Raw genomic sequence first — 26,540 nt, forward strand, 5'->3', positions numbered from 1 at the left:
TTCTGGCGACACGCGCACTAACCTTCCCTCTCCCCTTGGGGGAGAGGATGGTGCCTGACAAGAATGCAGCTGTCATACCCGCGAAGGCGGGTATCCAGTAATCGCCAGCGCCAGTGATAAAATCGAGCAGCTCGGCGTACTGAATCATCCGCTCCAGTGCGCAATTGCGCACAAGGCGGATGATGACGACAGAAGTTGCCGCCACTTTTCCGACTCCTCGGCAATGACAACTTGGCATGACCCCTTCCCGCATCCAACGCCTGTCCCTCACGCACTTCCGCAACTATCGCGCGGCGAGCGTGCAGGCGCGTGGGGATGTTGTGGTGCTGGTGGGGCCGAACGGCGCCGGCAAGACCAATTGCCTGGAGGCGATCTCGTTTCTGTCGCCGGGGCGCGGCCTGCGGCGCGCGACGCTGGAGGATGTCGCCGACAATCAGGGCGACGGTTCCTGGGCGGTGTCGGCCGAGGTCGAGGGTGCGCTCGGGCTTGCCACGCTCGGCACCGGTATCGATGCGCCCGCCGCGGAGGCGGCGTCAACCAGCCGGCGCTGCCGGATCGACCGCGAGCCCGTGAACTCGGCAACTGCGTTCGGCGATCACTTGCGCATGGTGTGGCTGACGCCCGCGATGGACGGGCTGTTTCTCGGCGCGGCTTCGGAACGGCGGCGCTTCTTCGACCGGCTGGTGCTGGCGATCGACAGCGAGCATTCCAGCCGCGTCTCCGCGCTGGAGCGCTCGTTGCGCTCGCGCAACCGCCTGCTCGAAGTGCGCAACTATGACGACCATTGGTGCGACGCGATCGAACGCGAAACCGCCGAGCTTGCGGTCGCCGTCGCCGCCACCCGCGGCCAGACGGTGACACGACTGGCGGCGATGCTGCGCGAACGTGGGCAAGCTTCGGCCTTTCCGTCGGCGCAGATCATGCTCGACGGCTGGATGGAAAACGCGCTGGTCAACGAGTCCGGGACGTCAGTGGAGGATCGTTACCGCGAGATCCTGCGCGCCGGCCGCGCGCGCGACGCCGCAGCCGGCCGGACGCTGGATGGTCCCCACCTCACCGATCTGCAGGTGGTCTACGCGCCCAAAAACATGCCGGCGCGCGACGCCTCCACCGGCGAGCAAAAGGCGCTCCTGATCGGGCTGGTGCTGGCCCATGCCACGCTGGTCGCCGAAATGACCGGCATCGTGCCGCTGCTGCTGCTCGACGAGGTCGTGGCGCATCTCGACCCCAACAGGCGCAAGGCGCTGTTCGATGAACTCGCGAAACTCGGCGCGCAGGTCTGGATGACCGGCGCCGACCCCGCCGCGTTCGTCGACATCGGCGCCGGCGGCGAGATTTTCGACGTGGAATCGGGCCAGGTGAGCCGTCGCGGTTGACCCCATATGGGCCCGGTTTGAACCTATTCCTGCGCCGGCGCGACTAGTTTTCGGAAATGGCGTCAGCGACGCCGCGGCCATTGCGGTCCTGCGGCCAATCCGCCAGCAAATACCGGAGACGAAAATGCCTGAGATCGCGCGCGGGATCGTCCCGGCCGGAAAACGCCTGCTGCCGCTGATCTTCCTGCTTGCTGTCGGCGCACCGCTTGCGGCGAAAGCCGACAAAGGCATCGTGGACGTCCGCGCGCTGCCGCGCCTGGAAGGCGCCGTCGAAGATTCCTCGCGCACACAATCCTACAGCATGAGTTACAGCGTTCCGACCGTGGTCGCACTTTCGAGCTCGGCCACCAAAAAGCTGCTCGCCGCCGACGGCTGGATTCAATATGCGCGCCCCCTCGACGAGAAGAGCACCTCCCTGACTTTCAAGAAGGCTCAGCACGGACTGCGCGTTTCGTTCTCGCAAGGCCTCGGGCGGCCCGACCAGTCGGTGGTGAATTACACCGCCGATCGGATCACCGCGAATCTGCCCTTCCCGCTCGATGCGACCGATATCGTGTTCGACCAGAACCGGCCCTATCTCGGCTGCATCGCGCCGCTCGCGCTCGACGCGGCGCTCGATTTCTTCCGCAAGGAGATGGCTGCGATCGGCTGGAAGCCGCTCTCCGCCAGTGATGCGACGGCACGCTGGCCCAATGCGGAGCTCACCGAGACGGTCCAGAACGGCGTCCGCGCCTACTACAGCCATGACGACGGCGATGGCTTCTACCGGCAGCGGCCGATCATGCTGACGCTGCTACGCCGCGACGACGGCAGGACCGGCGTGGAAATCCGGGTCGCGCCGTTCACACTCCCGGAGACGCTGGAGGCCGATTCCGAAATGGCCGGCCTGCCGCGACCAAAACCGACCAGGACCGCGAAGAGTTCCGGCGGTACCGACTCCGTCCGCCGCGAGATGGAGGTCGCCGTCATCGCCGAGCTTCCCGCAACGCTCGCGTTCTATCGCCGCGAACTCGCAAGCCGAAGCTGGGCCGAGGAGACGAGCGGCGCGGTCGTCACGCCTGACCACGTCACCCTGAAATTCTCGTCCGCCGAACAATCGGCGACGCTGACGCTCGGGCGCAAATACGATCTGACCGTCGTCAGTCTCGTCACGCAGGTGAAGGAAGCGACCCTGGCCGCGCGCGCCAGGGCGAAGAAGGAAGCCGACGAGAAGTTCATGAAGGATGCCGCTGTCATGGCCAGGCAGGTGATCGCGGCCGACGAAGTGCGGCGGGTTGCGCAGGCCGCCAATCTGTCGGATGCACCCCTGCGCGCGCTTGCCGACAGCTCGACCCCGGTGCCATTGCCGGAGAACGCGGAAGCAATAAAGTTCGACGGCGCCGACGGCAGGCTCGAATTCAACTCCTCCTCCAGCGTGAGGGCAGTCGCCGCGTTCTACCGCGGCTCGCTGACCTCGCAGGGCTGGAAGGAGAAGCCCTCGATCATCAATCAAACCAATATGGCAGTGATGGAATTTTCCAAGGGCGGCAAGTCGGTGTCCTTAACCGCTATGCAGATGGGTCCCAAAGTAAGAGTCAGCGCCGATGGATCGGGGCTCGTGATGGCAAACGCCAGGATCGCTGCCAAGTCAGGCGCAGCTGGCGCGAAAGAAAGCAACGAACCCGCCAGCAAGGCGACGGACGAGGCGCTCGAAGCCGAAGCCGACTCGGTTTTGCCGGTGCCGAAGCAGCGCACCATGCGCACGATTGGAACCGGAAAGATGCCCGGCAGCGACGCACCGTTCCGCAGGGAGCTCGAGGCCAGCGTTCCCGCCACACTCAATTCGGTGCTGGTCTTCTACCGCAGCGAACTCGGCAAGCGTGGCTGGCAGGAGACCGCGGAAGGCGCCGTCGTGAAGCCGGACCAGGTGCAACTGGCGTTCACCTCGCCCGACGGACCGGCGACGCTGAAACTCGGCCGCCGTAACGGCGAGACTTCCGTCGTTCTCGCGCAGAAATATCCGGCCGCCGCCGCCACGGCGGACGTCGTGCCAAAGCCGGGCCAGTCCAAACTGATGTTCGGCAATCTCGGCACCAGTGAAGCCATGGTCTCGATCAACAAGCAGACGATCAAGGTTGCGGCCGGCGCCGGGGGACCCCGATCGCCAAGACCCCCGATGATCGATCTGCCGCCGGGCAAATACCAGTACGCGCTGAAGATCGCGGGCGGGCAGGCGCGCAATAACCAGATCGAGATCGGCGCCGGCGATACCTGGGGCGTGATGATCGGGCCCGGCGGCGACGTGCTGCCGTTGCAGATGTATTGATGCAGGCCGCTATCGCGGCTTGACCGCAGGCGCCCTCGCCGGGCAACCCGGGATTGCGACAGTCGCCCGCGGCGCCTTCTCCAGCAGGTCCGCGGCGGTCCGCCATTGCTTCGCGCGGCGGGTCTAAAACCGGCCCTCGAGGGTGCAGAATCAAGCTCCGAATCGCGCTTTTTGAAGCTGCCGGAATCGGCCTTTGGAGACCTTGAAAAAGGGTAAAAAATCGCCATCTATTCAATGACTTGTTGACTGAGAGATTGCGCTAGGCGCGATGCCTCTTTCATGGCACAAATAGATCAATCAGCGCCTCATATTGCGCAGCTGATTCGGGACACCCGCGAAGGCCTCACATGACAGAACCTGCCCGGCAGACTCCTGCCGAAACTGAGCATCCCATTCCGGTCGAATATGGCGCGGAATCGATCCGGGTGCTGAAGGGGCTCGACGCCGTGCGCAAGCGGCCGGGCATGTATATCGGCGACACCGATGATGGTTCCGGTCTGCACCACATGGTCTACGAGGTCGTCGACAACGCGATCGACGAAGCGCTCGCGGGCCACGCCACCGCGGTCGAAGTCATCCTCAACGCCGACGGTTCGGTGACGGTGCGCGACGACGGCCGCGGGATTCCGGTCGACATTCACAAGGGCGAAGGCATCTCCGCGGCCGAGGTCATCATGACCCAGTTGCACGCCGGCGGAAAGTTCGACCAGAACTCCTACAAGGTTTCCGGCGGTCTGCACGGCGTCGGCGTCTCCGTCGTCAACGCGCTGTCCAGCAAACTGCAGCTTCGCGTCTGGCGCGACGGCAAGGAGCACTACATCGAATTCGCGCACGGTGATGCGGTCGCCCCGCTCAAGGTCGTCGGCGATGCCAATGGCAAGCGCGGCACCGAAGTGAGCTTCCTTGCATCCACCGAGACTTTCACCAACGTCGAATATGATTTCCCGACGCTGGAGCATCGCCTGCGCGAACTCGCGTTCCTGAATTCCGGCGTCAATATCGTGCTGTCAGACATGCGCCACGCGGTCGAGAAGCGCGAGGCGATGCGTTACGACGGCGGCGTCGAGGAATTCGTCAAATATCTCGACCGCAACAAGAAGGCGATGGTGCCTGCCCCGATCATGGTTCGGGCCGAAATGAACGACATCGGCGTCGAGGCCGCTTTGTGGTGGAACGACAGCTACCATGAGAATGTGCTGTGCTTCACCAACAACATCCCGCAGCGTGACGGTGGCACCCATTTGGCCGGTTTCCGCGGCGCGCTGACACGCCAGGTCAACGGCTATGCCGAGGCCAATGCGAAAAAGGAAAAGATCGCGCTGACCGGCGACGATTGCCGCGAAGGCCTCACCGCCGTGCTTTCGGTAAAGGTGCCGGACCCGAAATTCTCCTCGCAGACCAAGGACAAGCTGGTGTCCTCGGAAGTGCGTCCGGTCGTCGAGAACGTCCTCAACGAGGCGCTTGCCGCGTGGTTCGAGGAGCATCCCGCCGAAGCGAAAGTCATCGTGGGCAAGGTGATCCAGGCCGCCGCCGCGCGCGAAGCCGCCCGCAAGGCGCGCGAACTGACCCGCAAGAGCCCGCTCAGCATTTCCTCGCTGCCCGGCAAGCTCGCCGACTGCCAGGAGAAAGACCCGGCCAAGTCGGAACTGTTCATCGTCGAGGGCGACTCGGCAGGCGGCAGCGCCAAGCAGGGCCGCAACCGCGAATTCCAGGCCGTGCTGCCGCTGCGCGGCAAGATCCTCAATGTCGAGCGCGTCCGCACCGACAAGATGCTGTCAAGCGAGCAGATCGGCACGCTGATCACCGCGCTCGGCACCGGCATCAGCGACGACTTCTCGGCCGACAAGCTGCGCTATCACAAGATCATCGTGATGACGGACGCCGACGTCGACGGCGCCCATATCCGCACGCTGCTGTTGACCTTCTTCTACCGGCAGATGCGCGAACTGATCGACCGCGGCCACCTCTATATCGCGCAGCCGCCGCTCTACAAGGTGACGCGCGGCAAGTCCGAGCAGTACCTGAAAGATGAGCGCGCGCTGGAAGATTATTTGATCTCAACCGGCCTCGATGACTGCGTCTTCAAGCCGGCGTCGGGTTCGGATCGCGCCGGCCGCGACCTGCTGTCGCTGGTGGAAGACGCGCGCATCATTCGCGGCATCCTGAACAATCTGCACAGCCGCTATAACCGCAAGGTGGTCGAGCAGGCGGCGATTGCCGGCGTCCTGAGCCCGAAGATCACCAGCGACGTCGCCACCGCCAATGCCGCCGCCGATTACATCGCCAGGCGCCTCGATGCGCTGGCCGACGAGGTCGAGCGCGGCTGGGTCGGCCGTTTCACCGAAGGCGAGGGCTTCGCCTTCGAGCGCACCATCCGCGGCGTCAAGGACGTCGCCATCATCGACGACGCCCTGCTCGGCTCCGCCGACGCGCGCAAGCTCGACGACTACGCCGTTAAACTTCAGGAGTCCTATCCGAAGACGACCGGAGTGTTGCGCCGCAAGGATGCCGAAACCTCAATTCACGGGCCGGTCAGCCTGTTCGAGGCGGTGACCGACGCCGGCCGCAAGGGCGTGGCGTTGCAGCGCTACAAGGGTCTCGGCGAAATGAACCCCGGCCAGCTCTGGGAAACCACGCTCGACACCAACGAGCGTTCGCTGCTGCAGGTGAAGATCAAGGAGGTCGACGAAGCCGACGATATCTTCACCAAGCTGATGGGTGACGTGGTCGAGCCGCGCCGCGAATTCATCCAGGATAATTCGCTCAGCGCCAATGTCGACGTGTAAGGCAGGACGCGCCCGTGCCGCCCATTCAATACATCGTTGAAGGCGGCCACCGGCTCGCGGGAACCATCGAGCCGTCCGGCAACAAGAACTCTGCGCTGCCGATCATCGCCGCCGCCCTGCTCACCGAGCATCCCGTCACGCTGGAAAACGTGCCGCGCATCCGCGACACCGAAACGCTGGTCGAGCTGATCCGCTCGGTCGGCGCATCCGCCGAATGGACAGCACGCAATACGCTTGCGATCCACGCCAAGGATATCAGCGCCGCCGATCTCGATCCCGAACTCTGCGCGCGGATCCGCGCCTCGATCCTGCTGGCCGGACCGCTGCTCGCCCGCTGCGGCGAGGTGGCGCTGCCGCCGCCCGGCGGCGACGTCATCGGCCGCCGTCGCCTCGACACGCATTTCCTCGCCTTCGAACAGTTGGGCGCCACCGTCACCGCGACGCACCGGTTGGAATTCCGCGCCAGCCGGCTGAAGGGCGCCGACGTGTTCCTCGACGAGCCCAGCGTCACCGCCACCGAAAACGCGCTGGTCGCAGCCGTCGCCGCCCACGGCACCACATTCTTACGCAACGCCGCCTCCGAGCCGCATGTGCAGGACCTCGCGCATTTCCTGGTCGCGCTCGGCGCGAAGATCGAGGGCATCGGCACCAACACCATCATCGTGCACGGTCCGGCGACGCTTGGCGGCACGAGCTATTCGATCCAGCCCGACCATATCGAGGTCGGCTCCCTGATCGGGCTCGCCGCGGTGACGCGCTCGCCGCTGCGCATCGCGAAAGCCGGCGTCGAGCATCTGCGTTCGATCCGGATGGGCTTTGAGCGGCTCGGCATCGTCTGCGGCGTCGAGGGCGACGACCTTGTGGTGCCCTCGGGCCAGACCATGAAGATCCACGACGATTTCGGCGGCCATGTGCCGAAACTCGAAGACCAGCCCTGGCCGGCCTTCCCGGCCGACCTGATGTCGATTGCGATCGTCACCGCCACGCAATGCGACGGCGTGATCCTGATGTTCGAGAAAATGTTCGAGTCGCGGATGTTCTTCGTGGACAAGCTGATCTCGATGGGCGCGCGCATCGTGCTGTGCGATCCGCATCGCGCGATCGTGGCCGGCCCGAGCCGACTGCGCGGCGCGGCGATGATCTCTCCCGACATCCGCGCCGGCATGGCCATGCTGCTGGCGGCGGTGGCTGCCGAGGGCACCAGCACAATCAACAACGCCGACCAGATCGAGCGCGGTTATGAACGCATCGAGGAGCGGCTCAATGCGCTTGGCGCAAAAATCACCCGCGTGCCGGCACGAGACGGTGGCTAGACCCCAGGCGCCGTCACTTTTCTGACCTTCGTCAGTGGTATAGCGTTTTCGAGCGAAGTGGATCCCGGTTCGCGTAGCAATCAAGTTTACGCAGATTGCGTAGACTTATCTGCGGTAGAAAACGCGTCAAAAAAGAATCTAGTCCGTTGCAATGCTCGAAAAAGTCGAAACCAAATCGGTCGCGCCGCCCGCTTCAACAGCGGTGCCCGGACGTCATCTCGCGCTCGAACTCTCCGAGACGCTGAAGTTGGCGGTGCCGATTGCGCTGACGCAGCTTGGGCAGATCGCGATGATGACGACCGACATCGCCCTGATCGGCCGCCTCGGCAGCGAAGCCATGGCGGCCGCCGCGCTGGCGCATACCGTCTTCTTTGTCAGCTTCACCTTCGGCATGGGCCTGGTATCCGCCGTAGCACCCTTGGCTGCGCAGGCATTTGGCGCGCGCAATCCGCATCTGATCCGGCGCTCGCTGCGCGTCGGCATGTGGGCCGCGCTCCTGATGTCGCTGCCGATGATGGCGCTTTCGTTCCGCGGCGAACAGATCCTGCTGATGCTGGGCCAGGCGCCGACGACTGCCCATCTCGCCCAGCAATATCTGTTGGGCCTGACATGGAGCATCCTGCCTGCGCTGTGGTTCATGGCCATCCGCGGCTTCATGAGCGCGGTCAACCGCCCCGAGCCGATCCTGTGGATCACGTTGGCCGCGATTCCGGCCAACGCGGGGCTGGTCTATATGCTGCTGTATGGCGCGGTCGGCCTGCCGGAATTCGGCCTGTTCGGTGTGGGACTTGCGACCTCCATCGTCAATCTCGGCACGTTCCTGGCGGGCCTGTGGTTTGCCACGCGTCGGCGGCCGTTCCGGAAGTATCACGTGCTCGGTCATTTCTGGCGCGTCGACTGGAAGCTGATGCGGCTGATGCGGCAGCTCATCGTCATCGGCGCGCCGATCTCCCTTTCGTTCCTGCTCGAATACGGCCTGTTCGGCGCCGCCGGTCTCTTGATGGGCGTGATCAGCACGACGGCGCTGGCGGCGCACCAGATCGCGCTGCAGGTCGCCGCCATCCTGTACATGGTGCCGTTCGGCATAGGCATGGCCGCCACCGTGCGGGTCGGCCACGCTATCGGCCGTGGCGACGCGGGCGCAGTCCGGCGCGCCGGCTACGTTGCCACCTGGCTCGGCATCGTACTCGTCGCGGTTCTGACGATCGCCGTGATCGTCAGCCGCTTTGGCATTGCAGAGATATTCCTGGGCGAAAGCACCGACGCGACAGCCGAACTCTCCGCGACGCTGCTGCTGGTCGGATCGACCTTCTTCATCGTCGACGCCATCCAGACCGTCGCCGCCGGCTCGTTGCGCGGCATGAACGACACGCGCGTGCCGCTGTTGTTCGCAATCCTCAGCTATTGGCTGATCGGTTTCGCCTGCGCCTGCTGGCTCGGCTTCTGGACGCCGTCAGGCGCCATCGGCGTGTGGATCGGGCTGTCGATCGGAACTGCGGTCTATGCCGTGCTGCTGGTCTTGCGCTTCCGCGGGCTCACGAGCAAGCTTGGCTTCCGATGAAAGTCCGCGAAGTTGCACCTGCCGTCGATGCCGATGCGCTGCTGTCCGGCGCGCAGTTCGCCGACGCCTTCCGAATTGAAATCGGCGATCGCGAGCTCGATGCAAGGCGCGCGGCGGAGCGCATGATGGCGCGTCAGCCGCGATGGGCCGAGGCGCTTTTGTCGTTGCGAAATCTCCTTGTGGCGCCGCTGGGGCTGAAGACGTCGGGTGCAGGCCTTGCCGCGCCGAGAGACATGATCGGGATATTTCCGATCGTCAGCGAAACGCCGGATCGGCTTATCGCCGGCTTCAACGACAGGCATCTGGATTTTCGCGTTGTGGTGGACGTGACCGCGCCGGGCGGTGTCAGGCAGGTCACCGCGACGACGCTAGTGCTGACACACAACTGGCTCGGCCGGACTTATCTCGCAATCATCAAGCCGTTTCACCGGCTGATCGTGCCGGCCCTGCTGCGTCAAGTCGGGGGCTGAGACGCTAGCTAACTGGATCGGCTAACTCTTCGCACCCGCCGCTGTCGTGGCCGCGGTCTCGCACCAGTTGGCACGGCACCGGTCGAGATCGTTCAAATTCTGCCGCATCTGCTCCAGCGAAAACCCGAGCGCGAAAAACCGCTCCGCGACGTCGACGGGCACGCCGCGGATCAGGCCCTCGCTTCGCAGCGAGGCGACTTCCGCGGCATAGGCCTGCAGAGCCGCATCGACGGGCCGAATGTCCACGGCGCCGCTGCCGCTTCGCAGAGATACAGCCGCCGCGCGCATATAGTCGACGATCGCGTTGCTGACATCGGACAGTGGCCGCGCCAGCCTTGCCTGCACATTGGCCGGCAGCGGCACCACGCTGGCGCGCCCGATCATCACGACATCGTGGCGCAGGCGCTGGATGGTGCGCAACAAGGGGCCGGTATCGGGTCCCGACGACAGGTGCGTCGCGCGCTCGCGCTCGGCTTCCAGCCCGGTCGCATGGAGGCTCGCCATCGCCGTGCCGATCCCATCCTGGATACGGTGCAGGGCGTCGTTGTCGAGCCCGCGCGTCAGTCCCGCAAGCAATTCGGCGAATGCGGCAGCCAGCAGTTCCAGGAGCTGCGCTGCATTGATACGGATCTGGCTGACCGCCCGCGACGGCAGCACCAGGAATGAGACCACAAGCCCGGTGAGTGCGCCGACGGCGACCTCGAACAACCGGTCGATCGTGGAATCCAGCGGATTGGCGTGGTTCATGGCCGGGACCAGCAGCACGATCACGGCCGTCACCGTGGCGGCGCTCAGGCTGGGATTGATGGCGCCGATGAAAGCCATCGGCGCCACCGCCAGCACCAGCAGCGCCAGCAAGCCGCCTTCGCCGGAATGCGGGATCAGCATCGCAATGGCGCCGCCATAGACCGCGCCGCCGATCGTTCCGAGCATGTAGTCCCGGGTCGCCTTCAGTGACCGGCCGACGCTCATCTGGGTGACGATGAGCGAGGTCAGCACCGCCCATAGCGGCAGCATCAGATGCAGCGCTCGGGCGATTGCATAGGCCGCGACCGCGGCAACCGCGAGCCTGACCGCCAGCGCCAGTTGCGTCTTGCGGCCGCGGAGCGATCCAAGCATGCGTTTTGCGAAGGCCATCATGCGCCGCATTCCGGAATCTGCACATTGTGCCTGTGCTAGACAACGCCAGGCATGGCTGATGCCCGCGACGGGGAGACGGCTTGAAAGCTCAAGTCCGCCCGCCTACCCTGCCCGGCAAAACGAGGAAACACGATGGCCAACGAAACCGCAACGCTCGCAGCCTATGTCGCCAACCTGAAATTTGCGGACATCCCGCCGGAGGTGCTGGAGCGCGCCAAGGTGCTGACGCTGGATTTCCTCGGCAGCGCGATCCGGGCCCGGCGCGATGCAGAATCCACCCCCTCGCTGCTTGGAATGTTGGAAGCGCTGGCGCTCGACGGCAAGGGCGAGGCCACCGTGTTCGGCGACAGCAAAACCTGGACGCCCGCGGTCGCCGCCCTCCTTAACGGCGCGCTCGGCCATTCCCTTGATTTCGACGACACGCATGCCGACTCCTCGCTGCACCCGAGCGCCCCCGTGGTGCCGGCGGCGTTCGCGGTCGGCGAGATGGTCGGCGCCTCCGGTCGCGACGTCCTGACTGCGATCGTTGCCGGCTATGAAGTGTGCTGCCGGCTCGGCAACGCGCTCGATCCGACCTCGCATTATGCGCGCGGCTTCCATCCGACCGCGACGGCGGGAACCTATGGCGCGGCGGCGGCGGCGGGCAAATTGTTCGGCCTGTCGAAGGACCAGATCATATCCGCGTTCGGCGTGTCCGGCAGCCAGGCCGCGGGCTCGCTGCAGTTTTTGGTCAACGGCGCTTGGAACAAGCGTTACCAGGTCGGGGCGGCTGCGATGAACGGCGTCATCGCAGCGACGCTGGCGCGCAACGATTTTGTCGGCTCGACCGAATCCGTCGAGGGCAAGCATGGCCTCCTCGTCGGCTACAGCGACGACGCGCATCCCGACAAGGCTGTTGCCGGCCTCGGCAAGATCTATGAGACGCTGAAGATCGGCGTAAAGCCGTATCCGAGCTGCCGCTATACCCATGCGGCGCTGGATGCGCTGATCGCGATGCGGCGGGAGCACAATCTGACGCCGGACCAGATAAAGCGCGTCGAGATCGGCCTGCACCGCAACGGCATCACGCTGACCGGCGACGCCGCCACCAAGCGGCACCCGACCTCGATCGTCGGCGGACAGTTTTCGATGTTCTTCACCGGCGCGCTGGCGCTCGACCAGGGCAGCTTCGGCTGGGATGATTACGACCGGCTCGGCGACGCCGCGGTCAACGCGCTCGCCGACAAGTTCGATGTGGTGCAGGACGATCGCCTCGAGATCGGCCGCACCCACCCCTTCGGCGCGCGCGTCTCCATCACCACCGACGACGGCGTGCATGAGCGGCTCTATGCCGATCCCTCCGGCGAGCCGAATTCGTTTCCGGACGCGCAGGCGATGCAGCAAAAATTCCTCACGCTCGCCCGCCCCGTGCTGAACGGCCGCGCCGACCAGCTCGCCGACGCGATCCTTTCCCTCGAGAGATTTGATCGCGTCGAGAAGGCCACGCAGTTGGGGCGGCAGTGACCTCGGATTGAAGTACATAGCCCGGATGGAGCGAAGCGCAATCCGGGATCAGACCATCCGCTGACATACCGCCCCCGGATTTCGCTTCGCTCCATCCGGGCTACGCGTCAATTGCTGACTGCCAGCTTTCCTTTGCTCCCCGTCGCCGCCACCACATCGCGCACGAGGTCGAACACGCCGTCGGCTTGCGGCGGCCAGTTCGGCGAACGGCCGAGCCGGACGATGACGAGCCGCTCGGAGGGCACGATGATGACGTATTGCCCGACCGTGCCCTTGGCAAAGAACGCATCGCGCGGCCAGCCGCGCTCGGTGCGGTAGGTCGCGCCAAAACTGTCGCCGAGATTGGTCCAGAAGCCCGCGCCCTGGCCGACCCACGCGTTCAGCGTCGGTGTCGCCGAATATTTCACCCAGCCTTCGGGGAGGATGCGTTTTCCGCCGGCCGTGCCGTCATTGAGATAGAGCTGGCCAAAGCGCCCCCAGTCGCGCGCGCTCGCCAGCAACTGGCTCGATCCTTCCGCATTGCCCGATGCGTCGAATTCGAGCGTCACGTTGTGCATGCCGAGCGGGTCGAACAATTCCTGCCGCGCGAAGCGCATCATTTTGGACGCGCTGCCGCCCGAAGCCTGACGGATCACGTGACTGAGGATGACGGTGTTGCCGTCGTGATAATTCCATGCGGTGCCCGGCGTTGACTCCAGCGGCATGCTCTCCGCATAGGCCGCCATATCGGGTTCCATGAACTTCATCCGGTTGACAGGCTCCAGCGCGGACGCCAGCGACGCCTGCAACGAGCTGCCGAGCGCCAGTCCTGCCGTGTGGCGGATCAGATGATCGAGCGTGATGGCCCGCCTTGGATCGCCGGTGCCCTGCCAGGTCACAATCGGCACCGGCTCGTGCAGGTTCAGCGCCCCCTTGCGCACGAGGATGCCGGCGAGCGCCGAGATGACCGATTTGGTGGCGGAGAATCCGAGCAGCGGCGTATCGATGCTGATACCGTCGGCATAACGCTCGGCAACGACGCGCCCGTCCTTCATGACCACGATCGCCCGCGTGTGGCGAGGCGTCGACTTGTCCGGCTCGGCAAAGGCGCGGTCGAGCGCGGTAGCCAGTTGCGGCGTTTGCGGCGCGACGATCGAGGGGCCGGCGATGTCAGGCAGCAGCGCCGCCTTTGCATCGGGCGCTGGCACCGAAATGTCGGCGACTGCACCGCCGTGATCGAGATAGCAGCCGAGACCTTCGCCGCGGTAGACGGCGTGGCTTCGGCCCAGGCCGAACAGCGTCACCGTGACGTCCTTGCGCGCGCGATCGACGCGATAGTCGAGCGCCCAGGAGATCAGCCCGACGCCCGGCATCACCGAAGTGGTCTCGGCGAACACGCGCGCGGGGTCGAGGCCGGAGGCGAAGGTCTCGGTGCAGACCACGTTGGCGACGAAGCCGGTCGCGACTTTTGGCACGTCGCGGGCGCGGGCGGCCGTTAGCGCGAGCACGCTCAGCGCAGTGGTGCTGGCGAGGATGAGGATGAGATTTCGTCGTTTCACAGGGGGCCTCCGGCATGACGCATCAGCGCGTGCCGGACACGATGGCGAAGCGGCCACCGCCTGCTCGCCGGATTTGGAATTCGCGCTGGCCGAAAAGCTCGACGCACCTCGCCGATTTCAGAATTATTCAACAATAACTATTGGATGAATATCAGGCCGCCGTTGCCTTGAGCCGGCGATATTCGGTCGGCGTGACGCCGGTGGTCGCCTTGAAGGCGCGATTGAAGGGCCCAAGCGACTGGAAGCCGGCATCCATCGCAATCGTAATCACAGGCACTTCGGCCTGGCTCGGATCGGCGAGCGCGGCCTTGGCTTCGGCGATCCGGTGCTCGTTGAGAAAGACATTGAAATTGCGGTAGCCGAGCCGCTGGTTGATCAGCCGCCGCAATCTGTACTCGGGAATGGAAAGTTTTGTCGCCAGCGTGCCGATGCTGACATTGTCGTGCCGGTAGATCCGCTCATCCGCCATCAACCGCATCAGCGCGCCGACCAGCTTTTGATCCGCCGTGCCCTGCTCCTGCGCCGCGACCGCCTCGCTCGCGACGTTGGCCGCAGGCGCCGCAAACAGTTCGGCGCCATCGACGCGCATCATCGCATAGCTGATCGCGGCAACGATCAGGACCAGCACAGCGCTGTTGATGGCATTCGCGACGTCCGAGGCGCCATTGCTGGAGATCGCGATCTGCGAAATCGCGTTCATGCAGCCGTAAAGCGCCGCGGCGCCGACGATGAAGACCCGGGCGCGGCGGCGGCCTTCGACGAGGTCGGCCGACCAGGAGGCGAGTGTTTGCCCGACCGCGAGCAGAATAAAGCCGAGCGCGAGCACATTGATCGCGATGATGGAAATCCGCGCGTTGCCGCTGGGCGCGATCCACATGCAATTGACGAAGCTGAACGCCGCCACCGCCGCCCAGATCAATGCATGCCACCAGCGCAATTTGATGGAATCATCGAACAGCGCGCGTGTGAACAGCCAGAGCACCACGACATTGCCGGTCGACAGCGCGATCAGCGGCGCATGCGCGACCGAAATCGGCGTGGTCGCGCCGATTCCTGAGGTCACGGCATGCGCGGCCGAGCCCAGCGCAAGCGCGATCGCCAGCCGCCCGGTGACGACGTTGCGAAAATCGCGCAACAGCGATGCTGACAGCACCAGCAGCAGGGCCACCGTGCCGGCGCGCAAGGCAAGGTCGAGGGCAAAAAGCGACATCAATTTTGGCTGCTCCACGTCTCCCGCCGCGTCACCCATAATTCAACGGCATGGCTGAGTAACATCGTCTCGCCCTCCGGCTGCGCGCCGAGCCGCCGCGCTACGGCTTGAGAGGCCGTGTTCTCGCGATCGATGCAGTGGATGATCCTGTCCAATTCGAACGTCGCAAACGACCAGTCGATCGCGGCCCGCGCCGCTTCGACGGCATAGCCCTTGCCACGGAATTCCGTTGCCACACCCCAGCCGACCTCAAACCCCGGCCAGACCGGCGGATAGAAAGGGCCGACGCGTCCGACGAACGTGCCGCTTGCCTTCTCTTCGACCACGAACATGCCGAAGCCATGCAGCACCCAATGTCCCGCCATGATCGCGGCGTTGCGCCAGCCGGCCATCGGCTCCGTCACAGGCTTGCGGTCCGCGGTAATGAAGCGCGCGCTGAGGGGATCGCCGAGCATCATTGTGTTCGCAGTAACGTCCGAGGCGCGCCATTGCCGGAGGATGAGACGCTCGGTCTCGATCCCCGGCCAGTCCGGCTGCGGCAGCGTGGCACCCTTCTTCAGCGACGGCATCACTCTTTTGTCATCCTCCGGGGAGCGTCACAGGACGCATCTTATAATGCATGCTAAGCTCGCGGCAAAACTTGGAGTGCAGGAAAATGAGCTGGCAACCCTCCAACGATCCCGTGCTCGGCGATCCCAAAACCTGCGATGCGCTCGAGCTCATCATCGTGCCCCGCACCCGCGATCTCGGCGATGGATTTGCGGTGCGCCGCGCGCTGCCGCATGGCAAGCGGCAGATGGTCGGGCCCTTCATCTTCTTCGATCATTTCGGGCCGATGCAGTTCATCGCCGGCAAGGGCATGGACGTGCGCCCGCATCCGCATATCGGGCTTGCCACCGTGACCTATCTGTTCGACGGCTCGATCATGCATCGCGACAGCGAGGGTAACATCCAGGAGATCCAGCCCGGCGCGATGAACCTGATGACCGCCGGGCGCGGCATCGCGCATTCCGAACGCACGCCCGACGTGCAGCGCCGCGACGGCCAGAAGATGCTGGGCCTGCAGAGCTGGATCGCGCTGCCGGCGGGTTCGGAAGAGATCGCGCCGTCGTTCCAGCACTATGCCGCCGAAGCGCTGCCGACCGTGAAGGAGAGCGGCTTCACCGCGCGCATCATCGCCGGCAATGGCTTTGGCGTGAAATCGCCGGTCAGCATGGTGTCGCCGTGGTTCTATGCCGAAGTGACGGCGCAGGCCGAAACCAGCGTACCGCTCGATCCTGACCATGAGGAGCGCGCGATCTATCTGGTCGATGGCGAGGTCGAGATTGCAGGCGAGCGCTATGAGGGGCCGCGCCTCCTGATATTCCGGCCGGGCGACCGCATCACCGTGAAAGCCGTGCGGCCGACACGGATGATGTTCCTGGGCGGCGACGCGCTGGAGGGGCCGCGGCATATCTGGTGGAATTTCGTCTCCTCCAGCAAGGAGCGAATCGAGCAGGCCAAACAGGACTGGAAAACCGGCCGGTTTGCGGCTGTCCCGCAGGAACATGAGTTCATTCCGCTGCCGGAGTGAGCTATTGCTGCGTTTTCCAATTTGCGCCCTCGCGCCTACGCGAGGACGCCTGACCGAAAGCCCGACCTGATGAACGCGATGCTCGCCAGCGATTTGCCCCTGCCACGGATCGGCCGCGGCAAGGTGCGCGATATCTATGCCGTCGGCGACGACCGCGTGCTGCTGCTCACCACCGACCGCATCAGCGCGTTCGACGTCGTGATGGCCGAGACCATCCCGATGAAGGGCACCGTGCTGACCCAGATCAGCGCGTGGTGGTTCCGGCAGCTCGAAGGCGTGGTGCCGCATCACATGATCAGCGCCGATGCCGACGAGATCATCCGCAAGGTACCCTCGCTGAAAGATCACCGCGACGATATTCTCGGCCGCGCGATGCTGTGCCGGCGCACCACCGTATTCCCGGTGGAATGCGTGATCCGCGGCTACATCTCCGGCTCGGCCTGGAAGGAGTATTCGGCATCCGGCACGCTGGCCGGCGAGGAGCTGAAAGATGGCCTCGTCGAAAGCGAGAAGCTCGACGCGCCGATCTTCAGCCCGGCCACCAAGGCCGAGACCGGTCATGACGAAAACATCACGATTGCGCGCGTGCGCGAGCTGCTGGGCAACGACGTCGCCGAGAAGCTCGAGAGCATGGCGCGCACGGTCTATAATTTCGGCGAGCGGATCAGCCGCCATCAGGGCATCATCATCGCCGACACCAAGTTCGAGTTCGGCCGCGCGGCGGACGGCCGCATCATCCTGATCGACGAGGTGATGACGCCTGACAGTTCGCGGTTCTGGGCCGCCGACGTCTACAAGCCCGGCCGGCCGCAACCCTCCTTCGACAAGCAGCCGCTGCGCGACTATCTCGACGCCGAGCGCCGCGCCGGCCGCTGGAACGGCGACGCCCCGCCCCCGCCGCTGCCGGACAGCGTGGTGGACGCGACGAGCAAGCGGTATCTCGAGGCGTATCGGCGCGTGACGGGGAGTGAGCTGCAAATCTAGCCCCGTTATTGCGAGCGCAGCGAAGCAATCCATGCCTCAACGTGGGGATAGATCGATTGCTTCGCTTCGCTCGCAATGACGGTGCGGCGCCGTCGGCGACGACTCCTGGATTGCTTCAGCCTGTCATCTGATGCGAGTATCCGCGTCAGAAAAACAACAGGGAGCGCTCCATGACCGAGACCGACACAGTGCTCGTCGAACGCGATGGTCCCATCACCGTCGTTTCCATTAACCGCCCACATTGCCGCAACGCCGTCGACGGCGCGACGGCGCGCAAACTGTATGATGCTTTTCTTGCGTTCGATGCCGACGAAAGCGCGTCCGTCGCCGTGTTCACCGGCACCGGCGGTTATTTCTGCGCGGGCGCCGACCTGAAGGCGGTGGCGGCGGGCGATCCCAACAAAAAGCGGGAGCTTGGCGGCCACGATTCGATCGCGCCGATGGGGCCGAGCCGGCTGCGGCTATCAAAGCCGGTGATTGCCGCAGTGGAAGGATTTGCGGTGGCCGGCGGGATGGAGCTGGCGCTGTGGGCGGATATGCGCGTGGTTGCCGAGGACGCCACCTTTGGCATCTTCTGCCGCCGCTTCGGCGTGCCGCTGATCGATCTCGGCACCATCCGCCTGCCGCGGCTGATCGGCCATTCCCAGGCGATCGATCTGATTCTCACCGGCCGGCCGGTCGGCGCACAGGAGGCGCTGCGCATGGGGCTGGCCAATCGCGTCGTCGGCCGGGGCGAGGCCACTGCGCAGGCGATCGCGCTGGCGCGGGAGATCGCGCGCTTCCCGCAAAAATGCCTGCGCGCCGACCGGCTGTCGGCGCTGCGGCAATGGGATCTTTCCGAGGATGAGGCGATCGCCAACGAGATGCGCGGCGGGCTGGAGGTGATCGGATCGGGCGAAACGCTGTCGGGCGCGACACGGTTTGCCTCCGGCGTCGGACGCCACGGCGCGTTCGGCGGCGAGAGGGGGACCGATTGACGCCGCGCAGCCATATACGTCCTTTGAGAGCCCGGTTGTCACGAAGATTGTTGTTGTCGTCGCACACCGCCCTCGTCTACGACTAACGTGCGGAATTTTGGGGCTTTTTTCGCGTGATTAGTCGATCAAGTTATTTCGGCTCGCGGGCGAAGCGGGCCATTAATGATGTTCTTGGTGGGAGCGCGGCGAGCGTCCTCGGCATTACATTCGGCCTGTCCTATGCGTTGCTGATCTTCGCGGGGCCGCTGTCGCCGTATTTGTCCTATGGTATCGCGGCAACCTTCATCAGCTCTGCCGTGATTGCGACCGTCATCGCGCTTGGCAGTTCCCTGTCATTTGCGGTCGCCGGCCCCGACAGTTCCACCGCGGCAGTGACTGGAATTCTGGCCGCATCGCTGGTCGAGCGCATCATCGCAGCCGATCCGTCGGCGCCGCTGCTCACGCCTGTCCTGATCACGCTCGGCCTCTCGACCATCGTCACCGGCACGGTGCTGTGCGGCCTCGGCCTGACCCGGATGGGCCGCGCCATCCGCTACGTCCCCTACCCCGTCGTCGGCGGTTTCCTGGGCGCGACCGGGCTTCTGATCGTGTTGGGCGCGATCCGCGTGATCACCGATCATCCGGCACAATTCAGCTCGCTACCTCAGTTCGCCAATACCGTCACAATATCGGAACTGGCCGCAGCCTGCGCGATGGCGCTGGTGCTGTATTTGACCTGGCACCGTTCGCGCGGCCCGTTCGGCCTGCCGATCATCCTGATCGGCGGCGTGATCGTGGCGCATCTGGCCTTCTGGATCATCGGCATCTCGCCGGAACAGGCCCGCGCGACCGGCTGGACCTTCGGGCCTCCGCCGCCGTCGGCGTTCATGCTGCCTTGGCATGCGGATGCGCTTGCCCACTATCCCTGGACCGCGGTGCCGGACCTGCTCGGCAATCTGATTGCAGTGGTCTTCGTTACAGCGGCCAGTACGCTGTTCAACACCACCGGCGTCGAGATCGCGGCGCATCGCGAAGCCAATCTGGAACGCGAACTCAACGTCACCGGCTTTGCCAATATCCTGGCCGGGGCGCTGGCCGGCTATGCCGGCTGCATTTCGGTAAGCCGCACCATCCTGAATTTCAGCAGCGGCGGCAGGGGCCGGCTGTCCGGCCTGACGGCCGCGGCCCTCTCGCTGCTGATGCTGGCGATTGCGCCCGAGCTGCTCGGCTACATGCCAAAATTCGTGCTTGGCGGGCTCCTGCTCTATCTGGGCGCGGACCAACTGCACAAATGGATTATCGAGTCGCGCAAGCGCCTGACCAGGACCGAATATGCGTCGCTGCTGGTGATCATCGTGATCGTCGTTCAATGGGGCTTCGTGCCGGGCATCCTGATCGGGATCATCTTCGGCTGCGCGACCTTTGCGCTCAGCGCGGCGCGGATCGCGGCGATCAAATTCAGCTTTGACGGATCGGAGTATCGCAGCTCGCTGGACCGCTCGCGCAACGACCAGAAAGTGTTGCTGGCCCATGGCGGCAAGATCCAGGGGCTGAACCTGCAGAGCTATCTATTCTTCGGCTCCGCCAACCGACTCTACCAGCACGTCAAGGCGCTGCTGCGGGATCAGCCGGAATGCCGTTATCTGCTGTTCGACTTCAAGCTCGTCACCGGCATCGATTCGTCGGCGGCGTACAGCTTTGCCCAGATCAAGCGCAGCGCGCACGATCTCGGCGTCCATCTGGTGTTGGTGCATCTGTCCGCCACCGCCGATAAAGTGCTGCGCTCGAGCGACTTCGTCACGGACGGTGTCACCACGATCGACGAACTCGACCATGCGCTGGAATGGTGTGAGAACGAGATCATCATGCAGCATCAGGGGCTCGCGCAGGAAGCGGCCAGTCTGCGCGAATGGTTCACCCAGATCCTCGACAGCGAGGACGACGCGGATGAGCTGATCCGCCGCTGCCAGCGCATCGAAGTCGAGGCTGCCGACATCATCGTGCGCGCCGGCGATGCCGCCGATTCCATGCATTTCATTCTCGACGGACGCGTCGGCATCATGGTGCCGGCCGGCGATGGCCGCACCACGCGGGTGCGCAGCCTCGGCCGCTACACCACGATCGGCGAGATGGGCCTCGTCTCGCACGCGCCGCGCAGCGCGACGATCCAGGCCGAGGTCGCCAGCGTGCTCTATGTGTTGAACACGCATCAATTCGAGGCAATCAAGACCGATGTCCCCGAGTTGGGCCAAAAGCTCCTGACTTACTTTGTCTCCGTGATGGCGGAGCGGCTCTCCTTCGCGAACCGCACCATCGCGGTGCTGCGAAGGTAGAGTGTAGGGCGGGCAAAGCGCAGCGTGCCCACCACGTCTGGTACGGACGAAGGCGGTGGGCACGCTTCGCTTTGCCCACCCTACGAGACTCCATCCGGGCTACGGGTGAAAGCTACACCCCCGCCATCATCACGTATTTGATCTCGACATATTCCTCCATGCCGTGATGCGAGCCTTCGCGGCCAAGGCCCGACTCCTTCACGCCGCCGAACGGTGCCACTTCCGTCGTGATCAGCCCGGTGTTGACGCCCACCATGCCGGACTCCAGCGCTTCGGCAACGCGCCAGACGCGGCCGAGATCGCGGGAATAGAAGTAGGAGGCGAGCCCGAACGGCGAGTTGTTGCACATCGCGATCACTTCGGCCTCGTCCTTAAAGCGGAACACCGGCGCCAGCGGACCGAACGTTTCTTCATGCGCGACCAGCGCGTCCGGCTTCACGTTCGAAAGCACCGTCGGCTCGAAGAAGCTGCCGCCGAGCGCGTGGCGCTTGCCGCCGGTGACGATTTTCGCGCCGCCCTTGACCGCGTCCGCAATGTGCTTCTCGACCTTGTCGATCGCTTCCATGTTGATCAGGGGGCCCTGCACCACGCCCGCTTCAGTGCCGTCGCCGATCTTCATTGCCGCGACCTTCTTCGAGAGTTTTTCGACGAACTGGTCGTAGATCTTGTCCTGGGCGTAGAGACGGTTGGCGCAGACACAGGTCTGGCCCATGTTGCGGTACTTCGAGACGATGGCGCCTTCGACCGCCGCATCGATATCGGCGTCGTCGAACACCACGAACGGCGCGTTGCCGCCGAGCTCGAGGCCGAGCTTTTTCACGCCGACGGCGGCCTGCTGATACAGGATCTTGCCGACCTCGGTTGAGCCGGTGAAGCCTATGAAGCGCACCGCGGGATGTTCGCACAAGACCTTGCCGATCGCCGACGAGTTGCCGGTGAGAATGTTGAACACGCCCTTCGGCACGCCGGCTTTTTCGGCGAGCGCGACCAGCGCCAGCGCGGTCAGCGGCGTTTCATTGGCGGGCTTGAGGACCACCGTGCAGCCGGCCGCGAGCGCCGGCGATACTTTGCGGGTGATCATCGAGCAGGGGAAATTCCACGGCGTGATGGCGCCGCAGACGCCGATCGGCTGCTTGATCGCAAGCAGGCGCGCATCCGGCCGCTGCGTCGGAATGGTTTCGCCGTAGACGCGGCGGGCTTCCTCGGCGAAAAATTCGACATAGGCGCCGCCGATATCGACTTCACCGAGCGCTTCGGCCAGCGGCTTGCCCTGCTCTGACGTCAGGATCAGCGCGAGGTCCTCGCGGTTGGCGATGATCAGGTCGAACCACTTACGCAGGATGTTGGAGCGCTGTTTGGCGGTGAGCTTGGCCCAGGCCGGGAAGGCGCGTTCGGCGGCTTCGACGGCTTGCGTGGCTTCGGCCGTGCTCATGGCCGGCACTTTTGCGAGCTCCACGCCATTGACCGGATTGGTGACCGGACGCGACGGCGTGCCGACCCAGGCGCCGTCGATGTAGCAGCGGTCGCGCAGCAGCGAGGGATCCTTGAGGCGATCGTGCAGCGAGGGGGTGGAAGCTTGGGCGCGAGCGGCGACGGGCGGGTTCATGGCGTACTCCTCGGATTTTCTTGGGATATTGGTCCGAGTATAGGCCTGTATCGGCAGCAATGCACCGCCCGCTGAGGCAACCCTGCGTCAACCAATTTTGAGGTCAGGCCGCGCCGCTCATATAGGTTTCGCGGCGGCCGATCATGCGTTGCGCGGCGGCCTTGGCGTCGGCCTTCGAGGAGGTCGCGCACGTCCGGTATTCGAGGTCGGGCAGCTTGGCGGGCTCGCGGCGGCCGAACCAGGATTTGGAACCGATCGGCAAAAGCGCCAAAGCCTGGGCGACGTTATCGACCGCCTCGAACGAGTGCAGCGCGCCGGTGCCGGCGTAGCGGACCTCGTAAATACCGGGCGAGATCGGGGCCTCGATATTTTCGCCACGCCCGGGACGGGGATAGCGCTTCCATTCACTCCAGGTCGAAATCATTGCGCACCTTCGCGACAGGCGGAAATTAAGACATTTTTCGTCAATTGAGCCAGCCAACGAGCAACGTTTGTGCTGGAATCTGAATGCTTTACTGCAAAAAATCGGCGACGGGAATCATGGCGAAATCACGTTATCGTGGATGGTTAAGCCGGTCACCGACCGAGCGGATCGTCCACCGCGGATTGTGGCGAGGTGTTGCAGTTTGGTGCCGCCCATACCGCGCCACCGCTGCCCACGCGGCTCGCCCATCACGACATCGCGACATCGGCGGTGCCCATCCGCGGCCGCTTGCGGGATCGCACGGCCGGGAGGAAGATCGCGCCACTCCATAAAAATCATAGCGGGAGGCGACCCATGCAAAGCAAAGCCCAGATCGATCAGATTCTGCGTCAGAAATGCGAGGCCAAGGAGATTCCCGGCGTGGTCGCGATGGCGGCGACCGGCAGCGAGGTGATTTATCAAGGCGCGTTCGGCAAACGCGACCTCGGCAAGGACGATCCGATGACCGCCGACAGCGTGTTCTGGATCGCCTCCATGACCAAGGCCATCACGAGCGCGGCGGGCATGCAGCTCGTCGAACAAGGCAAGCTCTCGCTCGACGAGCCGATCGGCAAACTGCTGCCCGATCTCGCCAACCCGCAGGTGCTGGAAGGTTTTGACGCCCGCGGCGAGCCAAAACTGCGTCCCGCCACGAAGCCGATCACGCTGCGTCACCTCATGACCCACACTGCGGGCTTCTGCTACGACGTGTGGAACGGCGACATGGGGAAATACCAGGAGAAGACCGGAACCCCGAACATCTTCAGCTGCCAGAACGCCGCGCTGAAGGGGCCGATCATGTCCGAGCCCGGCACGCGCTGGGAATATGGCATCAATATCGATTTCGTCGGCAAGGCGGTGGAAGCCGCGAGCGGCAAGCGGCTCGACGCTTACCTGCGCGACCATATGTTCGCGCCACTCGGCATGAACGACATCGGCTTCAAGATCACGGACTCCCAGCGCCAGCGGCTGGTCGGCATGCATGCGCGCGGCGAGGATGGCGCGCTGGCGCCGATCCCGTTCGAGCTGGAACAGAATCCGGAGTTCCACATGGGTGGCGGCGGCCTCTACGGCACGGCAGCCGACTACATCAAGTTCACCCAGATGATCCTCAACAAGGGCCGCGGCAACGGCAACCAGTTGCTGAAGCCCGAGACCGTGGCGCTGATGGGCCAGAACCACATCGGCGATCTCACCATCGGCAAGATGCCCACGATGGCGCCCATGTACACCAACGATGTCGATCTCTATCCGGATATCGTGAAGAAGTGGGGCCTCTCGTTCCTGATCACCACCGCCAAGACGGCTGAAGGCCGCAGCGCCGGCAGCCTCGCCTGGGCCGGTCTCGCCAACACCTATTTCTGGATCGACCCCGCGCGCAACGTCGCCGGCGTGATCCTGATGCAGCTGTTGCCGTTCGTCGATGGCAAGGCGCTGGAAGCCTTTGCGGGGTTTGAGCGCGGGGTTTATGCCGGGCTCGATGCCGGACAGAAGGCGGCGTAGTTTAACGCAGCATCTCCGTTCCCTCCTCCCTTGCGGGGGAGGGCGCGGCTGATACCTCGGTGCATTTCTTCTTTGATACTTGATCTTATTTCTGGAGAACCCGTCTTGACCGACACCATCGACAGCTACGTCTGCGGCATTTCCGACGCGCCGCTGCTCGGCGACACCATCGGACGCTGCCTCGATCAGGCCGCCGCGCGCTGGGGCGAGCGCGAGGCGCTGGTTTCGCCAAGCCATGACGTGCGCTGGACCTGGAAAGAATTTGCCCAACGCGTCGACGCGCTGGCGGCGGGCTTTCTTGCGCTCGACCTCGAACGCGGCGCGCGGATCGGGGTGTGGTCGCTCAATCGCCCGGAATGGACGCTGACGCAATTCGCCGCTGCGAAAGCGGGACTCATTCTCGTCACCATCAATCCCGCCTACCGTTTGAGCGAACTCGAATTCGCGCTGGCAAAAGTCGGCTGCGCCGCGATCGTCACCGCGACCGCCTTCAAGACCTCCAACTATATGGAGATGCTGAACACGCTGCTGCCGGAGCTCGCGGCGTCGCAGCCGGGCGAATTGCAGGCGGCGCAGCTGCCGCAACTGCGCGCGGTGATCCAGATCGGCGGGCCCAAATGTCCGGGCACCATCGCCTTCGACGACGTGGCTAAAATGGGCGACGCACGGCACCGTGAACAGCTTGCCGAACTCGCCAGGACGCTGCAGTTCGACGATGCGGTCAATATTCAATTCACCAGCGGCACCACGGGATCGCCGAAGGGCGTGACGCTGACGCATCACAACATCCTCAACAACGGCTATTTCGTCGGCCGCGCGATGCGGCTGACGGAACAGGACCGCATCTGCATTCCCGTGCCGCTCTATCACTGCTTTGGCATGGTGATGGGCAACCTCGCCTCCGTCACGCTCGGCGCGACGATGGTCTATCCCGGCGAAGGCTTTGATCCGCTGGCGACGCTGCAAACCATCGAGCGCGAAAAATGCACCGCGCTCTACGGCGTGCCGACCATGTTCATCGCCGAACTCGATCATCCCGAGTTTGCGCGCTTCAACCTGAAATCGCTGCGCACCGGCATCATGGCGGGCGCGCCCTGCCCGATCGAGGTGATGAAGCGCGTCAACAACGAGATGAACATGGGCGAAGTCACCATCGCCTATGGCATGACCGAAACCTCGCCGGTGAGTTTCCAGAGTTCGACCGACGATCCGCTGGAACGACGCGTCTCGACCGTCGGGCGCATCCATCCGCATGTCGAGGTCAAGGTCGTCGATCTCGAGGGGCGCGTGGTGCCGCGCGGCGAACGCGGCGAACTCTGCACCCGCGGCTACAGCGTGATGCTGGGCTATTGGGACGAATCTGAAAAGACCGCCGACGTGCTCGACGCGCAGGGGTGGATGCACACCGGCGACATCGCGATCATCGATGCCGAGGGCTATTGCAACATCGTCGGCCGCATCAAGGACATGGTGATCCGCGGCGGCGAAAACCTCTATCCCAGAGAGATCGAGGAATTCCTCTATCGCCATCCCAAAATCCAGGACGTGCAGATCTTTGGCGTCGCCGACGATCGCTACGGCGAAGAACTCTGCGCCTGGATCCGCACCCGGCCCGGCGAAACGCTCACCGCCGACGACGTCCGCGCCTTCTGCCAAGGCCAGATCGCCCACAACAAGATCCCGCGCTACGTCGAATTCGTCGATGAGTTTCCGATGACGGTGACGGGAAAGATCCAGAAGTTCCTGATGCGGGAAGCGGTGGAAGCGAAGCTGGGATTGAAGGCGGCGAAGACGGCGTGAGGCCTCTTCTCCCTCGCCCCGCTCTTCGCGGGGAGAGGGTCGGGGTGAGGGGGCTCCCTCCGCAAATTCGAACGATGAGAGTACGCGGAGACTCCCCCTCACCCGGCGCTTCGCGCCGAC

The 26,540-nt window shown here is 64.5% G+C and carries 19 protein-coding genes; 13 read left to right on the top strand and 6 right to left on the bottom strand.

The window, feature by feature from the left end; genetic code table 11:
• Nucleotides 1-236: 236 nt before the first annotated feature.
• The 6 genes from recF (at nt 237) to IVB05_RS42325 (ending at nt 9,811) form a co-directional block, all read left to right on the top strand.
• Nucleotides 237-1,376 (top strand): DNA replication/repair protein RecF, encoded by a 1,140-nt coding sequence (gene recF / locus IVB05_RS42300; RefSeq protein WP_247782092.1) that lies wholly within the window; start codon nt 237-239, stop codon nt 1,374-1,376.
• Between the two features lie 124 nt (nt 1,377-1,500).
• Nucleotides 1,501-3,681, top strand: a complete 2,181-nt coding sequence (locus tag IVB05_RS42305; RefSeq protein ID WP_247782093.1) for a hypothetical protein — start codon at nt 1,501-1,503, stop codon at nt 3,679-3,681.
• Between the two features lie 347 nt (nt 3,682-4,028).
• On the top strand, nt 4,029-6,467 hold the full coding sequence (gene gyrB, locus IVB05_RS42310; protein WP_247782094.1) for a DNA topoisomerase (ATP-hydrolyzing) subunit B: 2,439 nt from the start codon (nt 4,029-4,031) through the stop codon (nt 6,465-6,467).
• A gap of 14 nt (nt 6,468-6,481) precedes the next feature.
• Nucleotides 6,482-7,780 carry a UDP-N-acetylglucosamine 1-carboxyvinyltransferase gene (murA, locus tag IVB05_RS42315; protein ID WP_247782095.1) on the top strand — a complete coding sequence of 433 codons (1,299 nt, stop codon included), beginning with the start codon at nt 6,482-6,484 and terminating at the stop codon, nt 7,778-7,780.
• 151 nt (nt 7,781-7,931) lie between these two features.
• Complete coding sequence (locus IVB05_RS42320) at nt 7,932-9,341, top strand: MATE family efflux transporter (protein WP_247782096.1); 1,410 nt, start codon at nt 7,932-7,934, stop codon at nt 9,339-9,341.
• Nucleotides 9,338-9,811, top strand: coding sequence for a DUF2867 domain-containing protein (locus IVB05_RS42325; protein WP_247782097.1), 474 nt, complete (start codon nt 9,338-9,340; stop codon nt 9,809-9,811). Before IVB05_RS42320 ends, IVB05_RS42325 begins: the two co-directional genes overlap by 4 nt.
• 21 nt (nt 9,812-9,832) lie before the next feature.
• On the opposite strand, the gene IVB05_RS42330 is transcribed toward IVB05_RS42325, so the two are convergent.
• Nucleotides 9,833-10,948, bottom strand: a complete 1,116-nt coding sequence (locus IVB05_RS42330) for an FUSC family protein (RefSeq protein ID WP_247787394.1) — start codon at nt 10,946-10,948, stop codon at nt 9,833-9,835.
• Nucleotides 10,949-11,083: 135 nt separating this feature from the next.
• Between IVB05_RS42330 and IVB05_RS42335 the strand changes: the two genes are divergently transcribed.
• A complete protein-coding gene (locus tag IVB05_RS42335; protein ID WP_247782098.1) occupies nt 11,084-12,454 on the top strand; it encodes an MmgE/PrpD family protein in 1,371 nt (456 codons plus the stop codon).
• 107 nt (nt 12,455-12,561) lie between these two features.
• Here the strand turns inward: IVB05_RS42335 and IVB05_RS42340 are convergent, their stop codons facing one another.
• The 3 genes from IVB05_RS42340 to IVB05_RS42350 all read right to left on the bottom strand — a co-directional run bounded on the left by IVB05_RS42340 (nt 12,562) and on the right by IVB05_RS42350 (nt 15,771).
• Nucleotides 12,562-13,992, bottom strand: a complete 1,431-nt coding sequence (locus tag IVB05_RS42340) for a serine hydrolase (protein WP_247782099.1) — start codon at nt 13,990-13,992, stop codon at nt 12,562-12,564.
• Nucleotides 13,993-14,143: 151 nt separating this feature from the next.
• Entirely contained in the window at nt 14,144-15,202 is a 1,059-nt protein-coding gene (locus IVB05_RS42345; protein WP_247782100.1) for a helix-turn-helix domain-containing protein, read from the bottom strand.
• A complete protein-coding gene (locus IVB05_RS42350) occupies nt 15,202-15,771 on the bottom strand; it encodes a GNAT family N-acetyltransferase (RefSeq protein ID WP_247782101.1) in 570 nt (189 codons plus the stop codon). Before IVB05_RS42350 ends, IVB05_RS42345 begins: the two co-directional genes overlap by 1 nt.
• An 86-nt stretch (nt 15,772-15,857) precedes the next feature.
• Between IVB05_RS42350 and IVB05_RS42355 the strand changes: the two genes are divergently transcribed.
• The 4 genes from IVB05_RS42355 to IVB05_RS42370 all read left to right on the top strand — a co-directional run bounded on the left by IVB05_RS42355 (nt 15,858) and on the right by IVB05_RS42370 (nt 21,048).
• Nucleotides 15,858-16,775, top strand: a complete 918-nt coding sequence (locus IVB05_RS42355) for a pirin family protein (RefSeq protein ID WP_247782102.1) — start codon at nt 15,858-15,860, stop codon at nt 16,773-16,775.
• 69 nt (nt 16,776-16,844) lie between these two features.
• Nucleotides 16,845-17,759 (top strand): phosphoribosylaminoimidazolesuccinocarboxamide synthase, encoded by a 915-nt coding sequence (locus IVB05_RS42360; protein ID WP_247782103.1) that lies wholly within the window; start codon nt 16,845-16,847, stop codon nt 17,757-17,759.
• Nucleotides 17,760-17,929: 170 nt separating this feature from the next.
• Nucleotides 17,930-18,736, top strand: coding sequence for a crotonase/enoyl-CoA hydratase family protein (locus IVB05_RS42365; RefSeq protein WP_247782104.1), 807 nt, complete (start codon nt 17,930-17,932; stop codon nt 18,734-18,736).
• A gap of 113 nt (nt 18,737-18,849) precedes the next feature.
• Nucleotides 18,850-21,048: a SulP family inorganic anion transporter gene (locus IVB05_RS42370; RefSeq protein ID WP_247782105.1), complete on the top strand. Its 2,199-nt coding sequence runs from the start codon at nt 18,850-18,852 to the stop codon at nt 21,046-21,048.
• A 112-nt stretch (nt 21,049-21,160) separates the two neighbouring features.
• Here the strand turns inward: IVB05_RS42370 and IVB05_RS42375 are convergent, their stop codons facing one another.
• Together IVB05_RS42375 and IVB05_RS42380 are read right to left on the bottom strand one after the other, a co-directional pair.
• On the bottom strand, nt 21,161-22,654 hold the full coding sequence (locus IVB05_RS42375) for an NAD-dependent succinate-semialdehyde dehydrogenase (RefSeq protein ID WP_247782106.1): 1,494 nt from the start codon (nt 22,652-22,654) through the stop codon (nt 21,161-21,163).
• A gap of 103 nt (nt 22,655-22,757) precedes the next feature.
• On the bottom strand, nt 22,758-23,078 hold the full coding sequence (locus tag IVB05_RS42380; RefSeq protein WP_247782107.1) for a hypothetical protein: 321 nt from the start codon (nt 23,076-23,078) through the stop codon (nt 22,758-22,760).
• 354 nt (nt 23,079-23,432) lie between these two features.
• Here IVB05_RS42380 and IVB05_RS42385 point away from each other — a divergent pair, with 354 nt between their 5' ends.
• Together IVB05_RS42385 and IVB05_RS42390 are read left to right on the top strand one after the other, a co-directional pair.
• The gene (locus IVB05_RS42385) at nt 23,433-24,620 is read left to right on the top strand and encodes a serine hydrolase domain-containing protein (RefSeq protein ID WP_247782108.1); all 1,188 of its coding nucleotides are present in this window, start codon (nt 23,433-23,435) and stop codon (nt 24,618-24,620) included.
• Nucleotides 24,621-24,725: 105 nt separating this feature from the next.
• Nucleotides 24,726-26,420: an AMP-binding protein gene (locus IVB05_RS42390; RefSeq protein WP_247782109.1), complete on the top strand. Its 1,695-nt coding sequence runs from the start codon at nt 24,726-24,728 to the stop codon at nt 26,418-26,420.
• Nucleotides 26,421-26,540: the final 120 nt, after the last annotated feature.

The sequence above is a fragment of the Bradyrhizobium sp. 170 genome (assembly GCF_023101085.1).
In the GTDB taxonomy this organism is placed as follows: Bacteria; Pseudomonadota; Alphaproteobacteria; order Rhizobiales; family Xanthobacteraceae; genus Bradyrhizobium.

Coding starts and splice junctions, on each gene's coding strand:
- IVB05_RS42325 (WP_247782097.1), top strand. CDS start 9,338: ATGAAAGTCCGCGAAGTTGCACCTGCCGTCGATGCCGATGCGCTGCTG.
- recF (WP_247782092.1), top strand. CDS start 237: ATGACCCCTTCCCGCATCCAACGCCTGTCCCTCACGCACTTCCGCAAC.
- gyrB (WP_247782094.1), top strand. CDS start 4,029: ATGACAGAACCTGCCCGGCAGACTCCTGCCGAAACTGAGCATCCCATT.
- IVB05_RS42305 (WP_247782093.1), top strand. CDS start 1,501: ATGCCTGAGATCGCGCGCGGGATCGTCCCGGCCGGAAAACGCCTGCTG.
- IVB05_RS42350 (WP_247782101.1), bottom strand. CDS start 15,771: ATGCCGTCGCTGAAGAAGGGTGCCACGCTGCCGCAGCCGGACTGGCCG.
- IVB05_RS42385 (WP_247782108.1), top strand. CDS start 23,433: ATGCAAAGCAAAGCCCAGATCGATCAGATTCTGCGTCAGAAATGCGAG.
- IVB05_RS42335 (WP_247782098.1), top strand. CDS start 11,084: ATGGCCAACGAAACCGCAACGCTCGCAGCCTATGTCGCCAACCTGAAA.
- IVB05_RS42320 (WP_247782096.1), top strand. CDS start 7,932: ATGCTCGAAAAAGTCGAAACCAAATCGGTCGCGCCGCCCGCTTCAACA.
- IVB05_RS42365 (WP_247782104.1), top strand. CDS start 17,930: ATGACCGAGACCGACACAGTGCTCGTCGAACGCGATGGTCCCATCACC.
- IVB05_RS42345 (WP_247782100.1), bottom strand. CDS start 15,202: ATGTCGCTTTTTGCCCTCGACCTTGCCTTGCGCGCCGGCACGGTGGCC.
- IVB05_RS42375 (WP_247782106.1), bottom strand. CDS start 22,654: ATGAACCCGCCCGTCGCCGCTCGCGCCCAAGCTTCCACCCCCTCGCTG.
- IVB05_RS42380 (WP_247782107.1), bottom strand. CDS start 23,078: ATGATTTCGACCTGGAGTGAATGGAAGCGCTATCCCCGTCCCGGGCGT.
- IVB05_RS42330 (WP_247787394.1), bottom strand. CDS start 10,948: ATGGCCTTCGCAAAACGCATGCTTGGATCGCTCCGCGGCCGCAAGACG.
- IVB05_RS42355 (WP_247782102.1), top strand. CDS start 15,858: ATGAGCTGGCAACCCTCCAACGATCCCGTGCTCGGCGATCCCAAAACC.
- IVB05_RS42360 (WP_247782103.1), top strand. CDS start 16,845: ATGAACGCGATGCTCGCCAGCGATTTGCCCCTGCCACGGATCGGCCGC.